Annotated in this window: 8 protein-coding genes; all 8 read right to left on the bottom strand. The window is 60.5% G+C overall.

Going from position 1 to position 13,066, the window contains the following annotated elements; genetic code table 11:
* Positions 1-3: 3 nt before the first annotated feature.
* The 8 genes from CKW14_RS01555 to CKW14_RS01590 all read right to left on the bottom strand — a co-directional run bounded on the left by CKW14_RS01555 (position 4) and on the right by CKW14_RS01590 (position 13,029).
* Entirely contained in the window at positions 4-2,496 is a 2,493-nt protein-coding gene (locus CKW14_RS01555; protein ID WP_095124475.1) for a fimbria/pilus outer membrane usher protein, read from the bottom strand.
* Between the two features lie 84 nt (positions 2,497-2,580).
* Positions 2,581-3,330 carry a molecular chaperone gene (locus tag CKW14_RS01560; RefSeq protein WP_095050774.1) on the bottom strand — a complete coding sequence of 250 codons (750 nt, stop codon included), beginning with the start codon at positions 3,328-3,330 and terminating at the stop codon, positions 2,581-2,583.
* A gap of 72 nt (positions 3,331-3,402) precedes the next feature.
* Positions 3,403-3,993 (bottom strand): fimbrial protein, encoded by a 591-nt coding sequence (locus tag CKW14_RS01565; RefSeq protein ID WP_095050773.1) that lies wholly within the window; start codon positions 3,991-3,993, stop codon positions 3,403-3,405.
* A gap of 110 nt (positions 3,994-4,103) precedes the next feature.
* Entirely contained in the window at positions 4,104-4,751 is a 648-nt protein-coding gene (locus CKW14_RS01570) for a response regulator (protein ID WP_095124476.1), read from the bottom strand.
* Between the two features lie 22 nt (positions 4,752-4,773).
* Positions 4,774-7,941 carry a hybrid sensor histidine kinase/response regulator gene (locus CKW14_RS01575; protein WP_095124477.1) on the bottom strand — a complete coding sequence of 1,056 codons (3,168 nt, stop codon included), beginning with the start codon at positions 7,939-7,941 and terminating at the stop codon, positions 4,774-4,776.
* Between the two features lie 86 nt (positions 7,942-8,027).
* Positions 8,028-9,215 (bottom strand): EAL domain-containing protein, encoded by a 1,188-nt coding sequence (locus CKW14_RS01580; RefSeq protein WP_095124478.1) that lies wholly within the window; start codon positions 9,213-9,215, stop codon positions 8,028-8,030.
* The gene (locus tag CKW14_RS01585; RefSeq protein ID WP_095124479.1) at positions 9,202-12,003 is read right to left on the bottom strand and encodes an ATP-binding protein; all 2,802 of its coding nucleotides are present in this window, start codon (positions 12,001-12,003) and stop codon (positions 9,202-9,204) included. The genes CKW14_RS01580 and CKW14_RS01585 overlap by 14 nt, the downstream gene beginning before the upstream one ends.
* Positions 12,004-12,057: 54 nt before the next feature.
* Positions 12,058-13,029: a fimbrial protein gene (locus tag CKW14_RS01590; protein WP_095050768.1), complete on the bottom strand. Its 972-nt coding sequence runs from the start codon at positions 13,027-13,029 to the stop codon at positions 12,058-12,060.
* Positions 13,030-13,066: the final 37 nt, after the last annotated feature.

Consider the following 13,066-nt stretch of genomic DNA (forward strand, 5'->3'; position numbering starts at 1 on the left):
TTCTCAGTCAGCCACTGGCGCGCGGCACACCAGGGAGGCCCGCTCGTAGTTCAACGCCTTGTCCCGCTCGGGCAGTGCATACGACGCCTCGCAGCGCTGGCCTTGCCAATTGATGGTCAGGGTGCCGGCGTCGTCCGCGACCAGCGCCAGTGCCTTGCCGCTCGGGTCGGAGATCGCCAGTTGCTTGCCGGCGGCATCTTCCAGTGACGCACCAAACGGGATCGGCTGGTGCTGCGCATCGAACAAGGCAAATTGCACGCGGCGTCCGGTCTTGCTCGCATAGCGCGCGAGCACCACTGCACCGCGGCGCGGCACCACTTGCCGGGTCGCATTGTCGATCTCGATATCGCCGCCCAGATCGCGGGTATCGAGGTTGATCCAGTTGACCCGATAGGGTTGCGCGTTGGGCACCACGGCATAGCCGTTACGCCCGGTTTTCGCTCCGGAGAAACTGCCGATTTTCACCCCGGAAACGCCTTCGACCTGCGCCAACGCAAACGTCTCACCCACGGTTTGCCCGAGGTTGATCCCGCCGCCGTGGCCGACGATCGAGCCGGCCAGATTAAGGTTCTGCGAGTTGTAGCCGCGGCCCTGACTGTAACCGGCGCTGATGTCCATCACCGATGTTCGCGTGCTGATATTGGCCGAACCGCTGCTGCCTCCGCTGCTGCTGTTGCCACCTTGCACCGAGTAATAGGTGTCGCTGTCTTCGGTCAGGTAGCCGTTGATTCCGACCTGAGTGCTGTCAGTGGCTTTCTGTGTGCTCGCGGAAACAAAGGCGCGGGGCGCGCGAGGTTTCGAACCCAGCGGGAATGACAGCGACAGGTTGACCAGGGTGTCGTTGTTCGCCGGCCCATAGTTGCCGACGTCCTTGGTGTAAGTCGCGCCGAGGTTGTAGCTGACATCGCCCCAATAGTTGCTGTAACCCGCCGACAGGCTTTGCGATCCGCCGCGCCCCCAATAACGCTGGTCACTGGCGTTGAGGTAAACGCTGCCATATTGCTGGTTAGTCCCCAGGCTCTGGTTGATGGTCAGGTCGGTACGGGTTTTCGAGTTGCCCGTGCGTTTTTCGCCCTCGTGGCTCAGTTCCTCGACGTGGTCGGTGAGGGTGCGATAGCCCTCGGTCGAATAGCGATAGGCGGCGAGGGTGAAGCTGGTGTCGGTGCCGGTAAATGTCTTGGCGTACAGCGCGCGCAAACTGTTGCCTTTGACCACTTGGCCAAAGGTGCGACTGGCGGAATGGGTCACGTCCAGTGACACGGCGCCGATCGGCGTATTGCGCCCGGCGCCCACGGACAACGCCTGGAAATTCTCGGTCGCCTGTACGCCGACGATGCCGGACAAGTTGCTGCTGATGCCATAGGCCAGCGTGCTGCTGACGAACTGCGGCGATTGCTGATCATCGCTGTTGCTGTTGTAGCGGCCGGCCGAGACGCTGTACTTCAACTGCCCCTGGCGCACCATGATCGGCAGGCTGGAAAACGCCTGCACCGTCACCCGGCGCTGACCGTCGGCCTCGATAATCGTGATCTCCAGATCGCCGTTGGAACCGCTGGGATAGATATCGCTGATCTCGAAGGGGCCCGGCGGCACGTTGGTGGTGTAGAGGATGTAGTTGTTCTGACGAATTTCCACCGTGGCGCTGGACTGGGCAATCCCGCGAATGACCGGTGCATAACCGCGCTCGCTGTCGGCGCGCATGCCGTCATCGGAGGCCAGTTTCAAGCCGCGATAGCGCACGCTGTCAAACAGGTCGGCGTCGGAGAAAATATCCCCGGCACTGAACTGGCCTTTCAACGCGGTCAGGTCATGTTGCAGATAGCTGCGGTTGCTTTTGAAGGTGCTCGGCTGGCCCGTGCTGCTGTTGAAGTTGGACTCGTTGCGCAAGCGCCAGCCACCGAGGTTGATGCCGTTGCGCAAGCCGACGTTATTGGAAAGCGTGTTGGCGGTCTGCGTGCTGTTACGGTTGCTGCTCAGTTGATAGTTGATAAACGCCGCAGGCACGCCTTCGTCCCACAGGGCCGGGTCAACGTAACCACGCCGGCCACGTTCCATGGCGCTTTGCGGCACGCTGACCAGCAGGCGCAGGCGCGGCACGTCGTAACGCACGCTGGCATGTTCGATCAATGCCGGCAGGTCGAGGCAGGCGTTCGGGTCGTCAGCGTTGAGTTTGCCGCTGGCATGCAACTTGGCGATGTCGACGCCCAATTGCTGGACCATTTCCAGGGTCAGGCAGGCCTGGATCTTGCCGTTGCCGGGGTGGCGACGGAAGTCGATGTCGCGACGACCGACCAGCGTGTCGTTGCTGTAGAGGTCAACCCGGTAGTTGCCGGGCAGTACGCTGTTGCTGGCGAGCAGCGATTGCACATCGACAGTCGACGCGGCACCTTGCAGAAACGACGTGTTGAACTGTTCTTCGCCGTCAGCCTGGCACGCCGAGCTGATAGCCGAGGCGATCAACAACGACGTCAAACCGTCGCGTTTGAGTAAAAACATGCAGGAACCCTATATCACCTCCGATACGAACTAACGGAGCGAAGAGAAATACAGTGAAAGTGTGCGATCAGAGCGATTCGCGAGTTATGGCGTTTCTTTCTTTGGACTGGCGCTGGTGTCAGCGCTGTTGGAAAGTTGCGCGGTATAACGATCTTGGGCGCCATAGTCGTTAATGCTGCTGAACAACAAATTTGCCGCATTAGTTGAATGAAGTTGTTTGAGGGCGAACTCTTTGCGTTCCCCGGGCGCGATCATCATCGAATCAAACGGGTGCTCGCTGAGTGCGCCGGATTGCAGAGTGATATCGGCAATCGACACGTGATACAGGCCGGGGTTGTTCACCACCAGCACGCTTTTGCCGGCGCGCTCGGCCAGGCGCCAGGTCAATTCGCCCGGTGCCAGATAGGCGTTGTTTTTCAGACCGGCCGGGCGGAAGAACACCTTGATGCGCTGGCGCACGGCGAGTTGCAGAGTGTTCTGGGTCTTCGCGTTCTGGGGGATTTCCTGCACGTTGAGCCAGACCACCGATTCGCGGTCGGTCGGCATGCCGGTGCCTTCGTAGATGACCCGCAGTATTTGCTGTTCGTCGCCGCTGACGCGCACCAGTGGCGGTGTGACCGCAAACGGCACGGAGGTGGTTTCGCTGGCATCGGTGTCGATCCACGACTGGACCAGAACATCTGCACCGCTGTTACGCACGGTGATGCCGGCTTCCTTGTGCTGGCCGTCGAAGACCAGGCGGGTGCTGCTCAAGGAAATGCCGGCGGTGGCCTGATTGACCACGAACAGGCCCAGCAGGCCCGCGCAAAAGGACAATGAGTGACGATAAAACATGATGGTTACCGCGCAAGTGATTGAAAGCGCGGGGCCGGGCGGCCCCGCACTGGGCTCGAATAGTTGCGCGGGTTATTCGTATTGCAGGGTGAACGGCAGGGTAGCGTCGCCGCGACCGGCAACCACGGTTGCGACGTCAGCAGTGGTGACGTAGGCGGCCGAGAATTTCAGCGTGGTGTTGCTGTCCTGCAGGGTGTTTTCGATCTTCGCCGCAGCGGGCGAACTCAGATCGATCAGCGCACCGTTGGAATCGAGCAAGGCAATACCGACGTTCTTGGCCGCGCCCAGACCGTCAATCAGCTTCAGCACTTTGGTCCCGGCAACGATGCCCGAACCCGCACCTTTGGTCGGTTCGAAGATCATCGCAACTTTGGTGCCGGCGTTGCAGTTGATCTTCATGTCGAAGTTCTCGGCGCTCAACGTGCCATTGCCTTTGGGTGCAGTGGCTGTGCCCATGTCCTTGATCGACACTTCGCCCATGGCGACCGAAATGGTTTTATTGCTGCCCGCGCCTTCAACGGAGCAGGCGTCATTGTTGATGGTGCCGGTGAAGTTGATGGTGCCGCTGCCGGCTTTGGTTGGCACGACCGGGTCAGCGGCCAGGGCGTTACCTGCGGCAGCGAACATCGAAAGGGCGAGAAGTGTTTGGGACAACTTTTTCATGTTGCTTTTTCCATTGGTGGGGTTAAAGCAACACAATAAAACGCCAATTACCGAGCGAACATCAGACGATTCCTAGATGTGCGGAAGTTGCAGAAAGGTATCCCGTACTATTAATTGAACAAGTTGCGTTCTATGCAGTAAGTCAATAACTCCTGATCGCTGCCGACTTCAAGTTTGCGCATCGCCGAGATTTTCTGCGTGCTAATAGTCTTGGCACTTCTGTTCAAGTAACGGGCAATGTCGTTGACGCCTTGGCCCTGTACGAACAAACGCAGGATTTCATGTTCCTTGGGCGACAGCCGGGAAAAACGCTCATCCAGATCGGCGCCGTCGTTCACTACGGATGTCGGCGCAGGTACCTGCCAGCGCACCGGGCTGCCCTTGGCAATCGCTTTGAGGGCAGTCTCAATTTCGTCGTGCAGCTGGTTTTTCTGAATGACCGCCAGCACGCCAAGTTCCTGCAGGCGCGTCAGGATCAGGGGGTTGGAGATCATGGTCAGCACCAATACCCGAACCCTGGGAAAGTGTCGTGTCAGGTATTCCATCAGTTTCAGGCCGTCCCCGTAAGGCGAATCGGCGGGCATGTTGAAATCGGTGATCAACAAGTCCACGGGCCGGGTTTCGAGCAGATTGATCAGTTCATTGGAGCCTACGGCTTCGCCCACCACGCGAAAGCGTTGGTCACGCTCGACCAGTTCCCGCACCCCCAGCAGCACGATGGGATGATCATCGGCAATGACAACGTTGAAGGTTTCCATGAGTGATTTATCCAGAGTGAAGTTATTCGAGGGAGTCGAGCAGATCTTGCAGCCGCGTCAGATTTTGTCGCACCGCCACGGCCAGAGCGGGCGTCACGGCCATGCCGGTCAAGCGACATTCCAGCTCGACAAACGCGCTGGCCAAGGCGTTGATCTGCACTGCCCCTAGCGCCCCCGCCATGCCGTGCAGTTGCTGCGCCACGCTGTTGGCGTCGGCCGCATCCAGTGCCGCCAGGGTGGTCTGAATATCCTGGCGCAGGGTGGTGACAAACAACTCGCGCATTTTTGCAGATAGCGACGGCGGGGTATCGATAACGGGGGCCACAGCGATTTTGCAATGTTGCTCAAGTTGCGTACGCAGGGTGGCAAGGTTCAGCGGCTTGACCATCCACGCGTTCATGCCGACGGCGGCGCAGCGTTCGCCTTCTTCGCGCAGGGCGTTGGCGGTGACGCCGATGATCGGCAGCGTTGCGTCCTGTTGGCGCACCGCTTCGGCCAGTCGGTAGCCGTTCATGACCGGCATGTTGACGTCGGTCAGCAGCAGATCGAAGCGGCCGGGCGCCCACTGCGCCAAGGCTTGTTCGCCATTCGCGGCGACGACCACCGAGCAGCCCAGAGCCTCCAGTTGCTCCTTGATGATCGCCGCGTTGATCAAGTTGTCTTCGGCCACCAGCACCTGCAGATTCAGTGGGCGGGTCTTTGCCTGCAATGCGCCTGGGCGCTGCGCATTGGCGCCGTGTTGTGCCAGATAAATAGCCCAGGCAATCGCGCGGACATCGTTGGCGTCGACCGTCCAGTCGGGGCCATTCAGTTGCGCCGGATTTGGGCCGCCCGACAAAGCGACGATCCGTGGCCCGCTCCAGTGCGGGGCATTGTCGAGCGGGGTGAGGTCCACCAGTAGCGCCGAGAGTGGTGGCATCTCGGTCGTCACCAAGCGGCAATCCAGACCAAAACGGTTGAGCCAGGCCATCAGGTGCAGCGCCAGTTCGCTGATCGGTGCACGTACATAAACGGCGGGGCTGCCGGCCACGAAAGCGGGGCAGTCGGCCAATGCGCCCGGCACGTTCTCCAGCGTGAGTTGCAGGGTAAAACTGCTGCCCAGTCCCGGTTCGCTGACCACGCTCAACTTCCCGAGCATCAACTCGCACAGCCATTTGCAGATGGCCAGGCCCAGACCCGCGCCGGCCTGACTGTCGGCATCGTTGACCTGATAGAACGGGTCGAACAATTGCTGTTGCTGCGCCGGGGAAATCCCCACCCCCGAGTCGCTGACCTGCCATTGCACTTCGGCGCTGCCAGCGGCGTTTTGCAACACGCGCACGCGCAGCACCACGCGACCGTTGTCGGTGAACTTGATCGCGTTGCTCAGCAGGTTGTTGAGGATCTGGCGGATGCGCAACGGGTCACCGCGCAGTTGATCCGGCAAGCCCGAATCGATGCAGGCATACAGTTGCAGGCCTTTGGCGCGGGCAAATGCGCTGTAAGTACGCACGACATCTTCAGTCAGCTCCAGCGGACAGAAGTCCTGAAGCTCAAGGGTCATTTGCCCGGCCTCGATCTTCGACACATCCAGCACATCGCTGATCAGCTTGAACAGGCTGGCGGAGGAACGCTGGATGGTGTCCAGATAATCCTGCTGGCGTGGGGCGAGCGGTGTCAGCCCGAGTAATTCGAGGGTGCCCAGCACGCCGTAGAGCGGGGTACGAATTTCATGGCTCATGGTGGCGAGGAAGCGGCTCTTGGCCTGGTTGGCCGAGTCGGCGGCCTGACGGGCTTCTTCCAGGGCGGCGGCGTCTTCGATATGCCGGGTCACGTCATGCAACGCACACAACCAGGCATCCTGGCCCTGGTAACGGGTCGAGACGAAGGCCAGATGCAGATGACGCCCGTCGATCTCGAGATCGGCATGGCCGGACTCGCTGTGCGCCTTGAGCAGGCTCATCAAACGGCTGCTGTCGTGCCATTGCTGGGCGCGCTGGTTTTCCAGGAGCACGTGGTGATCGCTGCGGCGAATCACACAGAGGCCGGTCGGTGCGGTGTCGATCACCGCACGGCTGAACGCCTCGCTTTCGGCGATGCTCGCGTGCGCACTTTGCGCGGGGATGATCACGCGCGCGGTGTACCAGCGATTGATGACCCGACCGCAACCGAGCAACGCCAGCACCACCGCTACGAGGCACAGCAATGGCCACAGCGCATAGCTGAGAAAACTGCGCAGGCTGATAACGTAGATCGCGGTCCAGTGCTGTGCGCCGGGGCTGCTGAGCTTGAACACCAGACCGTCGCGGCTGAAATTGATCCCCTCATCCAGTACCTGGTCGGGCCTGTGTGCGCCGGTCAAGACCACGCCGGCCGGGGTGATCAAGGTGAAGTCATCGTAAATCGACCACTCCATCAAGCGCTCGATGTTGTTGATCTGGGACAGTTTCAGCAACGTGCCGAGCACCACCCAGGAATCGGCGCCCTCGATGGCCTGCATAGGCTGGAGCAGATTGATCCTGACGTAGGCCAGCAGCGTCGGTGTTGCCTCGCTGTCCTGAGTGGACGGGTAGGGTACCCAATGCACTTGATGATCAGCGACTGATGACGGCTGCTCGCGTGCATGCTGGTTCACCTGGCTCATGACTTGGGCAAACGCGCCGATCTGCATCGGGCCGGCACCGCGCAAGCGCCCGGCGGAGGGCACGGCCACGTCGAAATTGTCGGGGCCATTGAGCAGGATCACTTGCGGCGACTGATAGTGCGAGGCCGCCCAGAACGCGCTGTAGTAGGCGGCCAGATAACTGCCCAGCGCGAAAACCTTGGGGTATTGGTCGGCGGCGATTCTGTTCGGATCGATCTTTACGCTGAACGGCAGTGAAAACGGCAAGCCGCGACCTTCATAGATATTCGGGCCTTCTTCGGGCAGCAGCTTTTGCGAATAGGTGGGCAACACCACCAAAGGGAAATATTGACCCTTGGCACTGGCCTGGGAGATATCGCGCAGAAACACTTCCTGCTCGTGGATGTTCTCCATCAATCGGGCGAAGTGAAACTGCAGGGTGTCGCGCTGCTCTTCGAGCATGCGCTGCACCCCCAGATAGCTGATGCCCAACAGCAGCAACACAAGTGCGCCGAGCAGCAGCAGACTTTTGTTCAAACGCAGCGAACTGCTGGCGAGTTTGTCCAGAAATGCATTGGTATGCGGCATTACAGCGCCTGACCAGCGGTGATGGGGCAGCCTTGGGACACAGTGACCTCGGTAGCGATCGACGTTCAACAATAGCCACGTGCCGCTCAACAGGCGTTCGCCGGCCCGTCGTGGGTCAGCAAGTGCTGGAACTGATCGGCTGAAACGGCGTGGGAGATCAGGAAACCCTGAACCTGAGTGCAGTCGATTTTACGCAACAGAGCAAGTTCTTGTGCGGTTTCTACACCTTCGGCCACCACCGTCAGGCCCAATTGGCGACCGAGGCTGACAATGCTGGTCAGGGCTTGCGCGAGTTCGGCGTTGGCATTGCAGCCTTGTACCAGAGCACGGTCGATTTTCAGTTCGGTGAACGGCGCCGATACCAGGTTCATGTACGAGCTGTAGCCCTTGCCGAAATCGTCCTGCGACAGACCGAAACCCTTGATCCGCAAGCGGCAGGCGCCGGCGTAGAAATTGCTGATGTCGTCGGGTACCGAGCACTCCATCAATTCGAAACAGATCCGCGCGGGCAAGCCTTGATGGGCAAGCACGAAAGCGAGTATGCGGTCGGGCAGGTCGTGGCTGTTGAGCAGGTGCGTGGGCAGGTTGACCGAAACCGGAATGTCATAACCCTGCTCGCGCCAAGTCGCTTGGGCAGCGATCGCTTGTTTCAGCACGCACCAGAGCAACGGCTCTTCGAGACCGAACGCGATCAACGCCGGCAAAAATACCCCGGGCAGCAGCGTGCCATGTTCGGGATGATTCCAGCGTACCAGTGCTTCGGCGGCGACGATCCGGCCATTGTTCAAAGCCTTCTTCGGTTGAAACCAGGCTTGCAGTTCACCGTTGTCGAGGGCGTTGCAGATACTCTGGCGATCGATGCCGGGGTGGCTCGCCGCCGGGACGCTCTGGCGCAGCGCCTGCAATTGATCAATCAGGCAGCGCAGTGCGGCGGCATTCACCGGTTTGGAAATCAGCCCGATGACTTTCACCTGCAGGTTGCTCGCCACCAGGCTCGCGCCCATCAGCATGCGTCGTGAGGCGGCGCTCATGATCGCCAATGCCGGGCGCGAACGTTGCGCGGCGAGGCCCTGAATGAATTGCACGCCGTCCATGCCCGGCATCAGCAGGTCGGTGAGCACCAGATCGAAGTCGCGTTGTTTCAGGCAGTCCAGTGCTTCTTCGCCGTCCCTCGCACAGGCCAGATCGAAGTCGCCCAACTCGCTGAACAGGTTCTGCAAGTACAGGTGCTGGAAGGGGTGATCTTCGACAATCAAAATGCTACAGGGCTTCATGGGCGACTCGTTCGTAGGGAGCCAGGACAGCGAACAAGGCTCGTAGCGTAAAAGGTTTGACCAGGCAGTGATTCATGCCGGCAGCCAGACACAGCGCATCCTCACCACGCAGGGCGTTGGCGGTCGCGCCGATGATCGGAATGCTGCAACCGAGGCGCCGCAGGGCTTTGGCCAGTTCGTAACCGTTGAGGCGGGGCATGTTGACGTCGGTCAGGACGATGTCGAACGCAGCGTCGGGCCACAGCGACAAAGCCTCTTCGCCATCGCTGGCCAGCGCTACGGTGCAGCCCAGTTCTTCGAGCTGATCGCGCAGGATCAGTTGATTGATGATGTTGTCCTCGGCCACCAGGATGTGCAGGCGTAACGGGCGCAGGGCATGGGATTCAGTGTCTTGCGGGCGTTGAACGATCTGGCCGCTCTGGGCCTGGCGAACGGCGCGTTGAATCGCCAGCAGATCATTCAGATTGACCTGCCAGCCGTCGCCGCTGAACTGCGGCTCATGGGCGCCGTCACCGCTGGCCAGTACGCGCGGCCCATGCCATACGAGGTTCGGGCGCTGTCCGAAGGCTGCGGGATAGAGTTCCAGCAGCACCGCCGTCGCATCCGGCTCGATGCCATCCGGTGCGCCGATATGCGCGCGGGCGCCCCAACGCCGCAGCCAGCCGCTGATGCTGTCGGCCAGTTCGCGGATCGGTGAGACCACATAAACGATGTCCGCTGCCAATGGCGGCAAAGCGGCGGTTGGTGCGTCGCAGGAACGTTGCTCCAGCGGCACGCTGAGGGAAAAACTGCTGCCCAGGCCCGGCTCGCTGACCATGCGCAGAGTGCCGTTCATCAAGTGCGTCAGACGTTGGCAAATGGGCAGACCGAGGCCCGTGCCGGCGACCACATTGGTGTTGCCGGCGGTCTGGTAGAACGGCTCGAAAATAAACGCCTGATCGTCATGGGCGATGCCTTTGCCGGTGTCGGAAACCTGCCATTGCAGGCACACGCGTTCGCCTTCGCGGGCGAGCAGTTTGACCCGCAATACCACCCGCCCGGAATCGGTGAACTTGACCGCGTTGCTCAGCAGATTGTTGAGGATCTGCCGTACGCGGCTGACATCGCCCAGCAGGCAATCGGGCAGTTGCGGATCGAGGCAGGCATAGAGTTGCAGGCCTTTGCTTTGCGCGGCGGCGGCATAGCCTTGCACCACTTCGTGCACCAGTCCCGGGACGGAAAACTCGCTCAGCTCCAGCGCCAGTTGTCCGGCCTCGATCTTCGATACATCGAGCACGTCGCAAATCAACTGCAGCAACGTAGCTGATGATCCTTCGATCGCGCGCAGGTAACTTTTCTGCTGAGTGTCCAGTTGCGTGCGCGCGAGCAACTCCAGGGTGCCCAGCACGCCGTAGAGCGGGGTGCGTATTTCGTGGCTCATGGTCGCCAGAAACAAAGTCTTGGCTTCGTTGGCGGCATCGGCCGATTGGCGTGCCTGTTCCAGTGCTGCTTCGATTTGTCGCCGAGCGCTGATGTCACTGAAGGCACAGAGCAAGACGTCTTCACCTTTGTAGCGGGTGGGTGAGCAGCTCAGGTACAGGTGACGACCGTCGGCGGTCTCGAAGTAGTCAGTCAGGCAGGGCGTGTTGTCGTCAAACGCATCGCGGATCCAGCCAGCCCCCAGTTGCTCGCTGCACTGGCCCAGCCATTGCCGCGCGAGGGTGTTATCCAGCACCACTTGACCGTCACTGCGGCGCAACACGCACAGCGCCACGGGGGCGGTCTGAATCACGTCGCGGCTGAACAGTTCGCTCTCCACCAGCGCCTGAATGCGCTGGATCGCCGGGGTGATGAAACGATGCTCCAGACGGCGGACCAACAGGCACACCAGGCTGATACTCAACACGCAGAACAGCAGCGCGCCGAGCATTTGCGGCCACAACGCGCGCAGCACCGCCAGCAAGTCAATGGAGTAGGTGAGCTGCCAATCCGACGATTTCAGTTGCTTGCGCAACACCAATTGCTCGGGCAACCAGCCATTGCCGACGAAGCCGAAGAAATCCTGTTGTCGCAGCAACGGCAGGTGCTGTTCTGGCGGTGGTTTGTGGCTGTTGCTGAACAGCGGTTTGCCTTGGGAGTTGAACATGGTGAACTCGCCGGCACTGTGGTCGCTAAGGGCATTGGAGACTTCACGGTCGTCCATTTCCAGACCGAGCCAGCCGGAGTGGACGTCGCGTTCATCCAGGCGGATGAAGATGTACAGCCGCGAGTGGCCGTCTGCGGCATGGGTCAGCCACAGTTCCGACAAGGTCGCCGTGAGCTTGAGCGCTTCCAGCTGATCCAGCGTGGCCTGTGGCAAACCGGCGACCAGTGGTGTCGCGTTGTATAGACGCAATACATGACCACCGTTGCTGATATACAGCAGATTGAGCTGCTTGGCTTTCAGGTAATCGCGCATGCGCTGGGTCAGCCAGATGCTCCATTGCTTGCCCGGCGTTTGCCCCAGCAGCAGACGGATTTCTTCTTCGGACACCGGCACGTTTATTTTCGCCTTGCGTGTGGCCGACAGGCTCAGGCTTTCCAGCAGCGCTTCACGGGTGGTGAAAAAGGTATGCGCTTCGGCGATGGCGCTGCTCATGTAGCTGCGCCGTTGGGAAATCTCATTGTTGAAGGTAAACAGCAGGAAGCTGTAGACGCCGCCGAGAATGCCCACCAGCAGCACCAGGGCAAAAATGCGCAGCAGACGCCGCGCCGCATCGGGCGAGGACAGGAGCGGGCTGATCTGATGGAGGTAGTTCTTCAATCTCATCCCGGCACTCTAGGGAGGGCCGGGAGCGGGGGAAATCAGACGATCCTTAGAGTGCTACAAGTAGTTCACGACGAAGGTGACTTCGGTGTTGGCGCTGCCAGCCTTGAGTTCGCCCGTGGGCAGACGGTAGTACGCGGCGGTTAACGGGATCTTGAAATCGGTGCCGGTGGTGGTAAAGGCGTTGAACGGGTAGGTGGTATCGAAGGCGATCGGCTGCCCGACGTCGTTCATCAATTGCAGGCCGATGCCGCTGGCGGTGGAGGTGCTGTTGAGCGCGACGATGCCCTTGGTCGCGTCGATGACGGGCGTGGTGGCTTTGAGCGAATAGGTGACTTTCTTGATGCCGGTCTGGCACTGGTTCAAGGCGATATCAAAGCGCACGGTGCGGGGTCTGGCGCCCGCGTCGCTAAACTCCTGGAGTTGATAGTCATCGCCCATGGCGACCGGGACGGAAGGGGTCTGGCAGGAGGCCGCATTCAACACCAGCGCATTGGTCAAATTGAAGTTATTCAGAATCAGCTCGCCGGCTTTCAGGCTGGCCAGGTTGCCGGCCGGTATCGTGATCTGCGCCGCCAATGGGCCTGACTTGACGATTTCCAGGCGGATCGAGCCTGACATCACGCCGTAGCCTTTTGGGGCGACCGAAAAGAGCGAGGGCTCATAGCGATCCAGCATACCCATCCAGATACGGAACGACAGCCCGGTCTTGCCAAGGGGGAAGGTCCTTACGGTACCGGTCGGGGTGCCAAACGCGGGATTGACCGCTATTCCGTAGAACGAGCTCGCATTGCACGACCAACTGTGCGAGCTCGATTGCTGCGCGGTTTCCTGATAAACCACCGTGCCATCCGGTGTGTCGGCGGGGATGGTCAGGCCGCCATTGGCCAGGCTGCCGCCGTAACTGAGCGTTTGCGTGGAAGGGGAACCGTTGAAGCTACAATTCGCCGCCATCGCGTCCGCCGCGCAGGTCAGCAACGTCGCCGCGACAAGGGTGAGCAGGGGGCGCTGCAGAGTTATTCGCTTCATGAAAAGGGCTATACGTGTCGGCCAAAGAGCGGCGTAC

The organism is Pseudomonas sp. Irchel s3a12 (assembly GCF_900187485.1).
GTDB classification, from domain to species: Bacteria; Pseudomonadota; Gammaproteobacteria; order Pseudomonadales; family Pseudomonadaceae; genus Aquipseudomonas; species Aquipseudomonas neuropathica.

What these genes read in the sequence shown, in the direction of transcription:
- CKW14_RS01555 (WP_095124475.1), bottom strand. Translation starts at nt 2,496, where the DNA reads ATGTTTTTACTCAAACGCGACGGTTTGACGTCGTTGTTGATCGCCTCG.
- CKW14_RS01560 (WP_095050774.1), bottom strand. Translation starts at nt 3,330, where the DNA reads ATGTTTTATCGTCACTCATTGTCCTTTTGCGCGGGCCTGCTGGGCCTG.
- CKW14_RS01585 (WP_095124479.1), bottom strand. Translation starts at nt 12,003, where the DNA reads ATGAGATTGAAGAACTACCTCCATCAGATCAGCCCGCTCCTGTCCTCG.
- CKW14_RS01570 (WP_095124476.1), bottom strand. Translation starts at nt 4,751, where the DNA reads ATGGAAACCTTCAACGTTGTCATTGCCGATGATCATCCCATCGTGCTG.
- CKW14_RS01580 (WP_095124478.1), bottom strand. Translation starts at nt 9,215, where the DNA reads ATGAAGCCCTGTAGCATTTTGATTGTCGAAGATCACCCCTTCCAGCAC.
- CKW14_RS01565 (WP_095050773.1), bottom strand. Translation starts at nt 3,993, where the DNA reads ATGAAAAAGTTGTCCCAAACACTTCTCGCCCTTTCGATGTTCGCTGCC.
- CKW14_RS01575 (WP_095124477.1), bottom strand. Translation starts at nt 7,941, where the DNA reads ATGCCGCATACCAATGCATTTCTGGACAAACTCGCCAGCAGTTCGCTG.
- CKW14_RS01590 (WP_095050768.1), bottom strand. Translation starts at nt 13,029, where the DNA reads ATGAAGCGAATAACTCTGCAGCGCCCCCTGCTCACCCTTGTCGCGGCG.